This is a genomic window from Floricoccus tropicus, assembly GCF_001832905.1.
Taxonomy (GTDB): domain Bacteria; phylum Bacillota; class Bacilli; order Lactobacillales; family Streptococcaceae; genus Floricoccus; species Floricoccus tropicus.
The window spans coordinates 135,516-149,656 of record NZ_MKIR01000001.1 but is presented as its reverse complement, the minus strand read 5'-3'; the positions used below and the strand labels follow the sequence as shown (position 1 = coordinate 149,656).

Below are 14,141 nucleotides of genomic sequence, written 5' to 3'. Positions count from 1 at the left end.
TTGTAGGGAGAATCGTATGACATTAAATATTGCATTATTAGGATTTGGTACAGTAGCACAGGGTGTACCATTTCTATTAAATGAAAATAAAGAAAAAATTGAACAAGCGATAGGTACTAATGTTGAAATTAGTAAAATTCTAGTATTAGAAAGTTCAAAAGAGAGACTTGAAAAACAGTTTGACCATAACTTTGTAACTAAGATTGAAGATGTAGTAGATGATACAGAGATTGATATTGTAATAGAATTAATTGGTCGAATTGAACCTGCTAAAACATATATTACCAAAGCTTTGAAATCAGGTAAGCATGTAGTTACTGCTAATAAGGATTTATTAGCTACGCATGGTCAAGAATTAATTTCTATCGCTCAAGCGAACAATGTTTCACTTTACTATGAAGCAGCAGTTGCAGGGGGAATTCCTATTCTTCGTACTCTTGCAAATAGCTTAAATAGCGACAAAATTACAAAAGTTCTTGGCATTGTTAATGGTACAAGTAATTTCATGATGACAAAGATGGTCGATGAAGGTTGGTCATATGAGGAAGCACTGAAGACAGCTCAAGAACTTGGATTTGCTGAGAGTGATCCGACAAATGATGTTGATGGTATTGACGCAGCATACAAGATGGTAATTTTGAGTCAATTCGCTTTTGGTATGAATATCAATGTAGATCAAGTTTCTAAGACAGGTATTCGAAATATTAGCCCTGAGGATGTTGAGATGGCTGCTAAGCTCGGTTATGTTATTAAACTAGTTGGTAGCATTGAAGAAGTAGAGAGCGGTCTCTTTGCTCAAGTTAGCCCTGTCTTTATTCCAAAAGGACATGCGCTTGCTAGTGTTAATAATGAAATGAATGCAGTGTACGTTGAAAGTATTGGTATTGGGGAAAGTATGTACTATGGTCCTGGTGCAGGTCAACGTCCAACAGCAACTAGTGTTGTAGCAGATATTATTAATATTGGGAAAGAAATTCAGGTTGAAATTCCAGCACATCCTTTTAATCAATTTAAACGTGAAACTGTGCTTGCAAATCCTGATGATATAAAAAGTAAATATTATTTTGCCCTTGAAGTTCCAGATAAGAATGGTCAAATTCTTAAACTTTCTGAAATTTATAATGATACGGAAATTTCTTTTGCACAAGTTTTCCAACAAGGTTCAAATGGAAGTACAGCTCGTGTTGTAATTATCACACATGAAATGACTCAAAAACAACTTCATGAAGTTACTGAAAAAATTGAAAATGTTCCTGAATTTAAGTTATTAAATAGTTTCAAGGTTTTAGGTGCGTAAAATGAAGATTCAAGTACCCGCAACTTCAGCAAATATTGGACCTGGATTCGATTCAGTTGGCGTTGCCTTAAATTTATATTTAGAAATTGAAGTTTTAGAAGAAAGTGATAATTGGCATATTGTACATTACTTGGGTGATGAAATTGCAAGTGATGAAAACAATCTATTGATATCAACTGCCTTAAAGATTTTTCCTGAGCTGAAAGCTCACAAGATAGTTATGAAGAGTGATATTCCTTTGGCACGTGGTCTTGGTTCAAGCTCATCAGTTATCGTTGCTGGAATTGAACTAGCAAATAAACTGGCTAATCTCAAACTTACTAATGAAGAAAAGTTGAAATTTGCTACAGAGATAGAAGGGCACCCTGATAATGTTGCCCCAGCAATTTTGGGTGATTTAGTTATTGCATCCACTGTGGCTGATGAGACAACGGCAATTGAAGCCGAGTTTCCAAATGCAACATTCATAGCTTTTATTCCTAACTATGAATTGTTAACTTCTGACAGTCGGGGTGTATTACCTACTGAATTACCTTATAAGGAGGCAGTTGCAGCAAGTTCGATTGCTAATGTGGCAATTGCAGCCCTAATGGAAGGTGATTTGGACAAGGCTGGAAAGATGATTGAGTCCGATTTATTCCATGAAAAATATCGTAGAAGTTTAGTAAAAGAATTTGAAGCTATTAGGCAGATTGGACATGATAAGGGTGCTTATGCCACTTATTTAAGTGGTGCAGGTCCAACCGTAATGATGATTGCTCCAGAAACAGTAGAAAATGAAATTGTTTCTAGCATAGAATCTTTGGATTTGGATGGTAAAGTATTGTCCTTGAAAGTTGATAAAGAAGGAGTGCTTTGTGTCTAGTTCTACTAACCGAAATTTAAAAGAAAATGAAAATAGCAGGAGGAATCTTGGGATTCTTCTTGCTGTTCTTTGTCATATTTGTTGGGGACTTCTGAGTCTATTTTGGAAGTTTTTAGGAAATATAAATTCACTCGAAGTTTTTAGCTATCGTATTGTTTCAACTCTTATCACTATGCTTGTATACTTCTTAGTAAGTGGACGACTTGGTAAATTGAAGACAGAGTTGAAAAATTTATTCAATGATAAAAAGCAATTATTAAATATGGTTTTAGCGAGCGTCTTTATTGCAGTAAACTGGCTAACTTATATTTATGCGATAGGAAGTGGACAGGCATCAGCTGCCAGTCTTGGATATTATATTAATCCCTTAGTATCAGTATTACTCGCTGTTATATTTTTCCATGAAAAACTTGATCGATTTACAAAACTCTCAATTTTATTGGCCTTTGTTGGAGTGGTAATTCTAACTGTTCAAAATGGAAAATTACCATTAGTATCTATAATACTACCTTTTTCATTTGCATTTTATGGTATGGCAAAAAAGAATACTAGTTTATCAAGTGATGTCTCAATGTTTGTTGAGAGTTTATTCCTTTCACCGTTTGTTATTACTTATTTAGCTTTATTTGCAAAAAGTGGACCATGGAACTATACGAGTACCGAAAATATCGCCTTAGCTCTATCTGGTGCCATAACTGCCATTCCATTATTATTGTTTGCAGAAGCTTTAAAGCGTGCACCGTTAAGCATTGTTGGATTTGTTCAATATGTCAGTCCAACAATTCAGCTTATTATCGCAGTATTTGTATTTAAAGAACCACTAAGTCGAGGAGACTTATCAGGATTCATGTTTATTTGGCTTTCAATTATTGTCTTTACAATAGGACAATTGATAATTAATAAGAAGAGGAAATTAAATGCTTAAAGATGCAAGTTATTGGGCTGAACAAGTCAAAAATAAGGAAGTTTCACCCTTAGAACTTCTTGATGCCACATTGGAAAAATATAAATCAGATGACCTCAATGCAATTATTGAGTATGATTATGAATTAGCTGAAAAATGTTTGAATGAATGGGAGTATCAAGGTCGTCTATTTGACGGTGTACCAATCCCTCTTAAGTGTCTAGGACAAGATTATAAAGGAATGAGTGCTACAGGAGCAAGTAAACTTCTTGCAGGAAATAAGGCTCAAATTACTGATAACTTTGTTCAAACCGTTCTGCAAGCAGGCTTTATTCCTTTTGGAAAAACAAATAGTCCTGAATTTGGATTTAAAAATATAACTGATAGCGAGCTATATGGAGATTGCCTTAATGCCTGGGATAAATCTAGATATTCAGGTGGTTCAAGTGGTGGTGCTGCTAGTGCTGTTGCTTCTGGACTTGCACCACTTGCAGGTGCTAGTGATGGCGGTGGAAGTATACGAATACCTGCCTCATGGTCTGGCTTAATAGGGCTTAAACCAACTCGTGGTAGAACTGCAAAAGGACCTGGAGGTTATCGTGGTTGGCAAGGAGCTTCAATAGACTTTGCAGAAACAATCTCGGTAAGAGATACTGCTCGCTTTTTAGCAGCAACTCAAGTTATTCAAGAAGAAACTCCATATCCAGCCCCCTTATTAGATGAAAAAGGTCTTTTGAATCTTACTGCACCTCAAAAGAGGCTTAAAATTGCTTATTCGATTGGATCACCAGTAGGTACAAAAATCTCAGAAGAAGCGCAGGATGCTGTTCTTCAAACAGTTAATCATTTGGAAGAGTTAGGCCATTATGTTGAGCAAGTTGATTACCCAGTAAATGGTCGTACACTTATTGAAGATTATTACTTGATGAATGCTTCAGAAACTTTTGCCATGTTTGAGGCTGGTGGAGCTGGTTCACAAATTATAAAAGAATATACTGAGCTTATGACATATACCCTTTACGAGTTTGGTCGAAATGTTCCAGTTTCTGATTATATTAATAGCCTTAACACCTGGGAAAAAGCAAATCATGAATTCAATATTAAGATTTTTAATAATTTTGATTTGTTCTTAACTCCCACAACAGCAACAGTTGCTCCAAAAACAACAATGGAACGTGAATCAGGTGAAACTCGTCAAAAGATGGAAAACATTGCTGAGTTTAATTTTACGGAGCAAAAAAAAAATGTTTCCGATATGTTTGAACGTAGTTTAGAATTATCACCATATCCATTTGTGGTAAATTTAACTGGACAAGCAGCAATAAGCTTGCCAACATATGTAAGTCCTGATGGATTACCATTAGGAGTTCAATTTATGGGACCAAAAAATAGCGAAATTTTACTATTATCAATAGCCAAGGAATTAGAAGATGCAGGTAAATTCATCTTACCTGATTACTATAAAAAATAATGTGATTTAGTATCTACAAATGGCTTGTAAATCTTTAGCAAATATCATATTTATGTTAGAATAAAAAGTACGACTGTGCTTTTTATTTTTTTGCATATAAAAGGAAGATATAAATAATGATTAATAAAATTGAAATAGAAAAAAACTTACCAGAAATTAATATTAAATTTGATGAAAAATTAAGTAACTACACATTCACTAAAGTTGGAGGGTCAGCTGATGTTTTGGCTTTTCCTAAAAATGAAGATGAACTACAAAAAATAGTGAAATTTGCTAACCAAATTGATGAACCATTCCTTGTTTTGGGAAATGCAAGTAATCTAATTATCAGAGATGGTGGTGTTAGAGGTTTTGTAATTTTACTTGAAGAGATGAATTCTATCGAAGTAGATGGATATTCGATTGAAGCAAGTGCAGGAGCAATTTTAAAAGATGTAACCTATATTGCTCTTGAAAACTCTTTAACGGGATTTGAATTTGCTTGTGGGATTCCTGGAAGTATCGGTGGAGCAGTTTATATGAATGCTGGTGCCTACGGTGGTGAAATTGCAAACATTTTAAGTTCATGTAAAGTAATGACTCATGCTGGAGAAATTTTAACAATAGAAGCTGAAGATATGAAGTTTGGCTACCGTCATACTGTTCTTCAAGACCAAGATTATATTTGTTTATCAGCAAAGTTTGATTTATCTGCCGGAGATTACAAGGAAATTAAATCTGAAATGGAACGCTTAACTCATCTTAGAGAACTTAAGCAACCTTTAGAATATCCTTCATGTGGTTCTGTATTTAAGCGACCTGAAGGACATTTCGCTGGGAAATTAATTCAAGATGCTGGAGTTCAAGGTCATCGTATTGGTGGAGTTGAAGTAAGTAATAAGCATGCTGGTTTTATGGTAAATGTTGATAATGGAACTGCAAGTGATTACGTAAATTTAATTGCCTATGTTCAAGAAAAAGTATTTGAATTAAGTGGTATTCATCTTGAAACAGAAGTTAAAATTTTAGGTGATGATATAAAATTATAAAAATAAATTTCATTTCCATGTGATTTGATAGAAAGAAAGTAAATTGACAAATAATATTATTGAATTTAAACATGTCAGCAAAGTATTTGAAGACACTGGCACTGTGGTTTTAAAAGATATAAATTTTGAACTGGAAGAGGGTAAGTTTTATACTCTTCTTGGTGCATCAGGTAGTGGGAAATCGACAATTTTAAATTTAATTGCTGGATTTTTAGATGCTACAACGGGTGATATAATTCTTGATGGTCAACGCATAAATGATGTACCGACCAATAAACGTGATGTACATACTGTCTTTCAGTCATATGCGCTTTTTCCAGATAAAAATGTTTTTGACAATGTTGCTTTTCCTTTGAAGATTAGAAAAGTTGGCAAAGAAGAAACGGAAGAACGTGTTATGGAAGCATTGAAGATGGTACGTTTAACGGGATTTGAAAATCGACGTATTCAGAAGCTTTCTGGTGGACAAAGACAACGTGTAGCTATTGCGCGTGCCATAGTAAACCAACCTCGTGTTGTCCTTTTGGATGAACCACTCTCTGCCTTAGACTTAAAACTTAGAACAGAGATGCAATATGAGCTTCGTGCCTTGCAACAAAGACTCGGAATAACTTTTATATTCGTAACACATGATCAAGAGGAAGCTCTTGCAATGAGTGACTGGATTTTTGTTATGAATGAGGGAGAAATCGTTCAGTCTGGAACACCAGTTGATATCTATGATGAACCAATCAATCACTTTGTAGCAACCTTTATTGGAGAGAGCAATATCGTTCATGGCCGCATGATTGATGACTATCTTGTTGAGTTTAACGGTAAAAAGTTTGAAGCCGTAGATGGTGGTATGAGGAAAAATGAACCTGTTGAAGTTGTGATACGTCCAGAAGACCTACAGCTTACTCTTCCAGATGAAGGGAAGTTCAATGTTCGTGTGACGACACAAGTATTCCGTGGAGTTCACTATGAAATACTTGCAAATGATGAACTCAATAATGAATGGATGATTCACTCAACACGTAAAGCAATTGTTGGTGAGACCATTGGATTAGATTTTGAACCGGAAGATATCCATATCATGCGTTTCAATGAAACTGAAGAAGAGTTTGATGCTCGTATTGAAGAATATGTTGAAGAAGATGAAGTAGAAGAAGGAATTGCAATCGGTCTAGAAGAGGAGGAGGAAGAAAATGAGCAGAATGCGTAGATTTTTCGCCATTCCTTATATGATGTGGGTTGTCCTCTTCGTAGTTGCTCCTTTACTTCTTCTTGTCTACCAATCATTCTTTGATATATCTGGTAATCTGACACTTGATAACTATAAGACATATTTTACAAGTGCAACTTATCTAAAGATGACTGCCAATTCCGTTTTATATGCTGGTATTATAACAATTGCGACTCTAATAATTTCATATCCGACAGCTTATATTTTGACACAGCTTAAAAATAAACAATTATGGCTGATGCTGATAATTTTACCAACTTGGGTAAATTTATTGCTTAAAGCATATGCCTTTATAGGGATCTTTGGTAAGTATGGATCAGTAAATTCATTCTTACAGTTTGTAGGAATTGGTGCTAAGCAAATTCTCTTTACTGATTTCTCATTCATCTTTGTTGCAGCATATATTGAAATTCCATTTATGATTCTACCAATTTTTAATTCTTTGGAAGAAATTGACCGAAATTTAATAGATGCTTCCTATGATTTGGGTGCCACAAAGTTTCAAACTTTTATGCAAGTTATTTTACCCCTATCAGCAAATGGAATTAAGGCAGGATTTCAAGCAGTATTCATTCCAAGTTTGAGTCTCTTCATGTTAACTAGGTTAATTGGAGGAAACAGAGTAATTACTTTAGGTACTGCAATTGAACAAAACTTCTTAGTTACACAAAACTGGGGAATGGGTGCGACAATTGGTATGGTCCTAATTATTACAATGCTTGCTATCATGTTCCTAACAAGAGATAAGGAGGCAAAAGAATAATATGAAAAATTTTTCTAAAATTTATTTAATTTTTGTTTTCCTAGTTCTATATCTTCCAATATTTTATTTGATTTTCTACTCATTTAATGCAGGTGGAAATATGAACTCCTTTACAGGATTTACCCTTCAGCATTATCATGATTTATTTTCTGATACTAGGTTGATAATAATTGTTTTACAAACATTTTTCCTAGCATTTTTATCAGCAACTCTTTCTACAATAATTGGAGTTTTCGGAGCCTTATATATTGATAGTCTTAAGAGGAAGAGACAAAATACTCTTCTAGGTCTTAATAATATCTTGATGGTGTCTCCTGATGTTATGATTGGAGCTAGTTTCTTAATTCTATTTACTATGATTGGTTTTAAACTTAGCTTTGTTTCAGTTCTTCTTAGTCACATTGCTTTTTCAATACCAATTGTTGTATTAATGGTATTGCCGAGCCTAAAAGAGATGGATAATTCACTTGTTGATGCAGCTTATGATTTAGGAGCAACTCCATTTCAAGCACTGACTGAAGTAACTTTACCTTATTTGACTTCAAGTATTATTGCAGGATTCTTTATGGCATTTACATACTCACTTGATGATTTTGCAGTTACCTTCTTTATTACTGGTAATGGATTTACAACTCTATCAGTAGAAATATACTCACGTGCTCGTCAAGGTATAAGCCTTGAGATTAACGCTTTAAGTACCCTTGTTTTTCTGTTTTCTGTTATACTTGTGATAGGATATTACTTCATAAGTAAGGAGAAAAAGGATGCGTGATGTCACACCTAGGAGATCATCATTTAATAATAGGCCTCCTAATAATCAAAGAAAAACTACAAATGTAATAATTTTAATCACATTAGCTATTTTTGGAATTCTTATCTACGGAGCAATTGGATATATGAGTTCATCCAATTCAGGATCTTCTTCATCGCAAGTTTCATCCAAAGCTTCAAAAAAAGATTCGGGTGTTAAAAAGGTAGTTTGGCAGGATAATACTTATGTTTACGATCAAGCAAGTATGCTAAATGATCAAACTAAGGAAACAGTTAATAACCAGTCAAGAACACTTGATAAAAATATTGGTGATCAGATAGTTGTGGTTACTATACCTAGTTTAAATGGTATGGCAATTGAAGAGTACGCAAATCAATTATTCCGTAAATCTGGTTTTGGACAAAAAGGTGAAAGTAAGGCTTTACTACTACTTATAGCCAAAGAAGAAAATAGAGTTCGGGTTGAAGTCGGTGATGGACTTGAAGGCCAAATAAACGACGGTAAAGCCGGAAGAATTCTTGATCAATACTTTGTTCCATATCGAGAAAAAGGAGACTATGATACCGCTGTTGTAAAAACAGTGGATGCTCTGGCACGTGACCTCAATGGTGAAACAGTTATACCAGATGGTGATAGACAATCAAATACAAATGAGGATAATGAAGGTAGTATTACTGACTGGATAATTCTTATAATTACTGTAATTGTCATAATTTATCTTTTTGGTGGCGGTGGTTCATCAGGACGAGGCGGAAGAGGTGGCTATTGGTTTACTGGTGGTAGTGGCTTCGGTGGAGGTTTCGGCGGCTCAAGTGGTGGCGGCGGTTTCTCTGGTGGAGGATTCGGTGGTGGCTCATCAAGTGGTGGTGGAGCTTCAAGATAGCTATTTTCTACAAGCAAAAAACTTAAATAATTAATTTAAAAGGAGAAAAATGATGAAATCAAAAGGACTTATTGGTATTTTAGCAGTACTTGCTTTACTTGTTATTGGATTCTTTACAATGAGTAACTCAATTGTACGCTCAGGTAATGAAGTAGATGCAAAATATGCTGACCTTGATGCACAATTACAAAGACGTAATGACTTAATTCCTAACCTTGTTGAAGTAACAAAAGGTTATGCTAAGCATGAAGAAAAGATTTATACTGATATCGCAAATGCCAGAGCTAGTATGTTGAGTGCAAAAGAATCAGGAAATGTTGATGATTTATCTAAAGCTAATGATCAAATGACAGGAGCTCTAGGACGTTTACTTGCAATACAAGAAAACTATCCAGATCTTAAAGCAAATCAAAATTTCATTCAATTATCTGATGAGCTAGCTGGAACTGAAAATCGTATAGCTGTTGCTAGAAAAGACTATAATGGTGCAGTTAAAGATTACAACAACACAATTTCTGTCTTCCCAACTAGCATTGTTGCTAGTATGCGTGGTGCTCATAAGAAAGAAATGTTTAAGGCATCTGAATCTGCTAAAGAAGCTCCAAAAGTTGATTTTAATACTGATTCAAACAGTACAGATGGTTCAAAATAATCATGAAGAAGCTTTTATCCTTCTTTGGTGGAATTATCATAATAATGATAGTATTGATAATTTGTTCATCAAATTTACAAAGAAAAAGTGGTGCCAAAACGGCAGCCAATACTTTGACAATTTATAATTGGGGTGATTACATTGACCCAGAATTGTTAAAGGATTTTGAAACAAAAACAGGTTACAAAGTTAACTATGAAACTTATGACAGTAATGAAGCAATGTACACAAAAATTCAGCAAGGTGGCACATCTTATGATATAGCCATCCCTAGTGAATATATGATTGAAAAGCTTATTTCTGAAAATTTGATTGAAAAACTTGATCATTCAAAAATTAAAGGTCTTAATAATATTGAACCTCAATTTTTAAATTTAGATTTCGATAAAAATAATCAATACTCTATTCCATATTTTTGGGGCACCCTTGGAATTGTATATAATGACAAGCTAGTTGAAAAAGCGCCATCTCATTGGAGTGATCTCTGGGATAAAAAATATGCTAATAATTTAATGTTAGTTGATGGTGCCCGTGAAGTAATTGGTATGGGGCTTAACTCACTTGGATATAGTCTTAATTCAACTGATATTAATCAAATTGATGAGGCTACAGTTCATTTGAAGGATCTCACTCCTAATGTTAAAGCGATAGTTGCTGATGAAATTAAACAATATATGATTTCTGATGAAGCAGCAGTAGCAATGACATTCTCAGGTGCGGCAGCTTCAATGCTAGAAGAAAATGATCATTTGCACTATGTTGTTCCAACTGAGGGAAGTAACTTATGGTTTGATAATATGGTAATGCCTAAGACAGTTGGTAATAAAAAGGCTGCCTATGAATTTATTAATTTTATGCTCGAACCTGAAAATGCTAAGAAAAATGCAGAGTATGTTGGTTATGCAACACCTAATGCAAAGGCAAAAGAACTTTTACCAGACGATGTGAAAAATGATAAACAATTTTATCCAGAAGCTGACACAATGAAAAACCTTGAGGTATATAAAGACCTAGGTAAAGAATGGCTAGGTATTTATAACGATAAATATCTACAATTTAAAATGTATAGGAAATAAAATTTCCATTGAAAAGCAGATTAATAGTCTGCTTTTTTTTATATAATTTGAGATCATTTAATATTTATATAAGCATCTAATATTTTTAAAAGTTTGAACTTTAATATTCATGCTATAATATCTTTATGACTAGATATAAAGCGATAATTTCCTATGATGGCACTAACTTTTCGGGTTTTCAAATACAAACCAAACAAAATGTTAGAAGCATTCAAGGAGAATTAGAAAAAGTATTAAAAAAATTAAATTCAGGTAATCCTGTTGGTGTTCAAGGAAGTGGCAGAACAGATGCGCGTGTTCATGCAATTGCCCAGGTAATTCACTTTGATTTACCTCAAAAAAGAGATGAGGAAAAATTACGATTTGCTCTTGATACACAAGGACCTGATGATATAGCTGTTCTTGAAGTAGAAGAAGTTTCTGATGATTTTCATGTACGATATAATAAACATGAAAAAACTTATGAATACTTACTTGATACTTCAAAGGCGCGTGATCCTTTTAAAAGAAATTATGCAGGGCATTTTCGTTATGACTTGAATCTAAGTAGAATGCAAGAGGCAGCAAAGTATTTGATTGGAGAGCATGATTTTACAGGTTTTACTGCAAGTGGAACTAGTGTTGAAAATAAAGTTAGGACAATAACTCAAGCAGATATTGAGCAAATTGATGAGAATACGATAAAGTTCACGTTTTCTGGTAATGGCTTTTTGTACAAACAGATTAGAAATATGGTAGGTACACTTTTGAAAATCGGGAACAATAGGATGCCGGTAGAGCAGGTTGAAAAAATAATAGCATCTAAAGACCGTAATTTAGCTGGTCCTACGGCAGCACCAGAAGGACTCTATCTAAAAGAAGTTAGATATGTGGATGAGGAAGTAAATGGTTACTGAAAAGATTTTAACAATTGGTGGTAGTGATATATTAAGTGGTGGCGGGATTCAGGCGGACCTTGCAACTTACGCTAACTATAATCTATATGCTTTCATGGCTTTGACCAGCATTGTAACAGTAAAAGAAGATAATTTTTTCGTCAATTCAGTAGATACAAAAATTTTAAAAGATCAGTTGGAAAGTCTTGAAAATATAGAAGTTTCGGCTATCAAAATAGGCTTGCTTCCGAACAAGCAAATTCTTGATTTGACAGCTGATTTTTTGAAAAATAAAAATGCACCGATTATCCTTGATCCCGTTATTGTCTTCAAGGAAAATAACGACTATGAAGTTTCGGAAATACGCGATCTGTTCATAGAAAAATTACTACCACAAGCCACAGTCATCACACCAAATTTAATCGAAGCAGAAATTTTATCAAACCACAAAATAAAAAACATGAGTGATATGAAAGAAGTCGCAAAAATCTTGTATTCATTTGGTCCAAAAAATCTTGTTATAAAAGGTGGTAACAGACTGGAGCAAGATAAGGCAATCGATTTATTTTATGATGGTGAAGAATTTAAAATTCTTGAAAAAGCTATTCTTATAAAGAATAACTATGGTGCAGGTTGTACTTTTGCTTCAAGTATAGCTTCTAATATAGCAAAAGGAGTGGATGTTTATGACTCTGTCAGAAATGCAAAAGAATTTGTTTTCCAAGCAATAAAAAATTCAAATGAATATGGAGTAGTACAAAATTATGAATGTTAAAAAGTTAACCTTTCTTTCAATTTATACAGCACTTTTAGTAGTTTTTGCATATTTCTTAAAGATTCCAACACCTACTGGAGTTGTAACACTGCTTGATGCAGGTATATTTCTTGCTGCATTGAACTTTTCAAATCCTATCTATGTTGCTGGAGTGGCAGGCGGTTCAGCATTTATTTTTGATTTATTATCTGGTTACCCACAGTGGATGTTCTTTTCACTTATTATCCATGGATTACAAGGATACTTTGCATATAAAAAACCAACTTGGCTAGGATTTTCTCTTGCAACCATTGTGATGGTTGTTGGATATTTCATAGTTACCTTTTTCATGTATGGAATGGCTGGAGCAATTGAGGGAATAGTTCCTAATCTTCTTCAAAATATTGTAGGGATTGTGGTTGCATTATTAATTAATAAATTGGTGGAAGGGTTGAAATTAAAATGGATTTAAAAGAAATTGAAAAGCAAACTCGAATTGATATAATTGATGTTATTGAAAAATCAAACATTAAGTCAGGACAAATTTTTGTTTTGGGTCTGAGTTCAAGTGAGGTAAATGGTGGTGTAATAGGTAAAAATTCAAGTGCTGAAATTGGTCAAGTAATCGTTGGAACAATTTATGATGAACTTTCAAAACGTAATATTTTCCTAGCTGTTCAAGCATGTGAACACTTAAATCGTGCACTATTAGTAGAGAGAGAAGTTGCTGAAAAATTTAATCTTGAAGAGGTTTCTGTAATACCCGCTCTCCATGCGGGAGGAAGCGGGCAAGTTGCTGCTTTTAAACTGTTTAATGATCCAGTCGAAGTTGAGCATGTTAAAGCATTTGCAGGAATTGATATTGGTGATACTTCAATAGGGATGCATGTTAAGCATGTGCAAATACCCATTAGACCGGTTCTTAAGGAAATTGGAGCAGCACATGTTACAGCTCTTACCAGTCGTCCAAAGCTTATAGGTGGTGAAAGAGCACAATACTAGAAATTATGAATAAGAAGATAAAGATTTCTTACAAACTGTTTTTAGATTCTATAGAAACACAAAAAGGAAGTTAAATATTCAAATCTGCTGAATATCTAACTTCCTTTTCAATTTAAATTTATCTTCTATTATTCCCATCTGTAAAGTAACTTACAAGAATAATAACTATTACTGCACCGATTATTGAAGGTATGATAGCCATACCAGCTAAATGTGGTCCAAAGTTACTAAATAATTTTTCACCAATAAATGAACCTGCAAGACCAGCGAAAATTTTATAAATAAGTCCCATTGAATCAGAGCGTTTTGCTATCTTACCTGCGAAGAAGCCAATAAAGCCACCTACTATTAATGTCCAAAGCATGATAATCTTCCTTTCAATTTATAATCTTTATATAGTAATAATAGTATTTTTTTTAGTTTTTAACAATAATAATGATGTCATACTTACGGCTGAACTTTAGAACTCATATTCTTGTGAAATACTATACTTATGCCTAAGTGTTGATTTTTTTTCAATTTTAAGGTATTATAATTTTCGGGCACTTCGAAAGAAGTCAGACAGTTGCACCCT

Annotated in this window: 16 protein-coding genes; 15 read left to right on the top strand and 1 reads right to left on the bottom strand. The window is 34.0% G+C overall.

Annotated features, from left to right (window positions below):
• The first annotated feature begins 16 nt into the window (after positions 1 to 16).
• The 15 genes from BG261_RS00750 (at position 17) to BG261_RS00680 (ending at position 13,567) form a co-directional block, all read left to right on the top strand.
• Entirely contained in the window at positions 17 to 1,297 is a 1,281-nt protein-coding gene (locus BG261_RS00750; protein ID WP_070791237.1) for a homoserine dehydrogenase, read from the top strand.
• Between the two features lies 1 nt (position 1,298).
• Complete coding sequence (thrB, locus tag BG261_RS00745; protein ID WP_070791235.1) at positions 1,299 to 2,162, top strand: homoserine kinase; 864 nt, start codon at positions 1,299 to 1,301, stop codon at positions 2,160 to 2,162.
• A complete protein-coding gene (rarD, locus tag BG261_RS00740; RefSeq protein WP_070791233.1) occupies positions 2,155 to 3,087 on the top strand; it encodes an EamA family transporter RarD in 933 nt (310 codons plus the stop codon). The genes thrB and rarD overlap by 8 nt, the downstream gene beginning before the upstream one ends.
• Positions 3,080 to 4,537, top strand: a complete 1,458-nt coding sequence (locus tag BG261_RS00735) for an amidase family protein (protein WP_070791232.1) — start codon at positions 3,080 to 3,082, stop codon at positions 4,535 to 4,537. Before rarD ends, BG261_RS00735 begins: the two co-directional genes overlap by 8 nt.
• Before the next feature lie 116 nt (positions 4,538 to 4,653).
• Positions 4,654 to 5,565 (top strand): UDP-N-acetylmuramate dehydrogenase, encoded by a 912-nt coding sequence (gene murB, locus BG261_RS00730; protein ID WP_070791230.1) that lies wholly within the window; start codon positions 4,654 to 4,656, stop codon positions 5,563 to 5,565.
• Positions 5,566 to 5,608: 43 nt separating this feature from the next.
• Positions 5,609 to 6,769: an ABC transporter ATP-binding protein gene (locus BG261_RS00725; protein ID WP_070791228.1), complete on the top strand. Its 1,161-nt coding sequence runs from the start codon at positions 5,609 to 5,611 to the stop codon at positions 6,767 to 6,769.
• Positions 6,753 to 7,553, top strand: a complete 801-nt coding sequence (locus tag BG261_RS00720) for an ABC transporter permease (protein ID WP_070791226.1) — start codon at positions 6,753 to 6,755, stop codon at positions 7,551 to 7,553. Before BG261_RS00725 ends, BG261_RS00720 begins: the two co-directional genes overlap by 17 nt.
• A 1-nt stretch (position 7,554) precedes the next feature.
• Positions 7,555 to 8,325, top strand: coding sequence for an ABC transporter permease (locus BG261_RS00715; protein ID WP_070791224.1), 771 nt, complete (start codon positions 7,555 to 7,557; stop codon positions 8,323 to 8,325).
• Complete coding sequence (locus tag BG261_RS00710) at positions 8,318 to 9,208, top strand: TPM domain-containing protein (protein WP_083318222.1); 891 nt, start codon at positions 8,318 to 8,320, stop codon at positions 9,206 to 9,208. Before BG261_RS00715 ends, BG261_RS00710 begins: the two co-directional genes overlap by 8 nt.
• A 49-nt stretch (positions 9,209 to 9,257) precedes the next feature.
• A complete protein-coding gene (locus BG261_RS00705; protein WP_173646035.1) occupies positions 9,258 to 9,860 on the top strand; it encodes a LemA family protein in 603 nt (200 codons plus the stop codon).
• Between the two features lie 2 nt (positions 9,861 to 9,862).
• A complete protein-coding gene (locus BG261_RS00700) occupies positions 9,863 to 10,936 on the top strand; it encodes an ABC transporter substrate-binding protein (protein ID WP_070791219.1) in 1,074 nt (357 codons plus the stop codon).
• Between the two features lie 125 nt (positions 10,937 to 11,061).
• Positions 11,062 to 11,832, top strand: coding sequence for a tRNA pseudouridine(38-40) synthase TruA (gene truA, locus BG261_RS00695; RefSeq protein ID WP_070791216.1), 771 nt, complete (start codon positions 11,062 to 11,064; stop codon positions 11,830 to 11,832).
• Entirely contained in the window at positions 11,822 to 12,586 is a 765-nt protein-coding gene (locus tag BG261_RS00690; RefSeq protein WP_070791214.1) for a bifunctional hydroxymethylpyrimidine kinase/phosphomethylpyrimidine kinase, read from the top strand. Before truA ends, BG261_RS00690 begins: the two co-directional genes overlap by 11 nt.
• Positions 12,576 to 13,037 (top strand): ECF transporter S component, encoded by a 462-nt coding sequence (locus tag BG261_RS00685; protein ID WP_070791213.1) that lies wholly within the window; start codon positions 12,576 to 12,578, stop codon positions 13,035 to 13,037. Before BG261_RS00690 ends, BG261_RS00685 begins: the two co-directional genes overlap by 11 nt.
• Positions 13,028 to 13,567: a TIGR01440 family protein gene (locus BG261_RS00680; protein WP_070791211.1), complete on the top strand. Its 540-nt coding sequence runs from the start codon at positions 13,028 to 13,030 to the stop codon at positions 13,565 to 13,567. Before BG261_RS00685 ends, BG261_RS00680 begins: the two co-directional genes overlap by 10 nt.
• Positions 13,568 to 13,685: 118 nt before the next feature.
• On the opposite strand, the gene BG261_RS00675 is transcribed toward BG261_RS00680, so the two are convergent.
• Positions 13,686 to 13,931: a GlsB/YeaQ/YmgE family stress response membrane protein gene (locus tag BG261_RS00675; RefSeq protein ID WP_070791209.1), complete on the bottom strand. Its 246-nt coding sequence runs from the start codon at positions 13,929 to 13,931 to the stop codon at positions 13,686 to 13,688.
• Between the last annotated feature and the right edge of the window lie 210 nt (positions 13,932 to 14,141).

Bases quoted from the DNA above. Each gene is read 5' to 3' on its own strand.
- thrB (WP_070791235.1), top strand. From the start codon at position 1,299: ATGAAGATTCAAGTACCCGCAACTTCAGCAAATATTGGACCTGGATTC.
- truA (WP_070791216.1), top strand. From the start codon at position 11,062: ATGACTAGATATAAAGCGATAATTTCCTATGATGGCACTAACTTTTCG.
- BG261_RS00710 (WP_083318222.1), top strand. From the start codon at position 8,318: ATGCGTGATGTCACACCTAGGAGATCATCATTTAATAATAGGCCTCCT.
- BG261_RS00705 (WP_173646035.1), top strand. From the start codon at position 9,258: ATGATGAAATCAAAAGGACTTATTGGTATTTTAGCAGTACTTGCTTTA.
- BG261_RS00735 (WP_070791232.1), top strand. From the start codon at position 3,080: ATGCTTAAAGATGCAAGTTATTGGGCTGAACAAGTCAAAAATAAGGAA.
- murB (WP_070791230.1), top strand. From the start codon at position 4,654: ATGATTAATAAAATTGAAATAGAAAAAAACTTACCAGAAATTAATATT.
- BG261_RS00680 (WP_070791211.1), top strand. From the start codon at position 13,028: ATGGATTTAAAAGAAATTGAAAAGCAAACTCGAATTGATATAATTGAT.
- BG261_RS00675 (WP_070791209.1), bottom strand. From the start codon at position 13,931: ATGCTTTGGACATTAATAGTAGGTGGCTTTATTGGCTTCTTCGCAGGT.
- BG261_RS00685 (WP_070791213.1), top strand. From the start codon at position 12,576: ATGAATGTTAAAAAGTTAACCTTTCTTTCAATTTATACAGCACTTTTA.
- BG261_RS00720 (WP_070791226.1), top strand. From the start codon at position 6,753: ATGAGCAGAATGCGTAGATTTTTCGCCATTCCTTATATGATGTGGGTT.
- BG261_RS00700 (WP_070791219.1), top strand. From the start codon at position 9,863: ATGAAGAAGCTTTTATCCTTCTTTGGTGGAATTATCATAATAATGATA.
- BG261_RS00750 (WP_070791237.1), top strand. From the start codon at position 17: ATGACATTAAATATTGCATTATTAGGATTTGGTACAGTAGCACAGGGT.
- BG261_RS00715 (WP_070791224.1), top strand. From the start codon at position 7,555: ATGAAAAATTTTTCTAAAATTTATTTAATTTTTGTTTTCCTAGTTCTA.
- BG261_RS00690 (WP_070791214.1), top strand. From the start codon at position 11,822: ATGGTTACTGAAAAGATTTTAACAATTGGTGGTAGTGATATATTAAGT.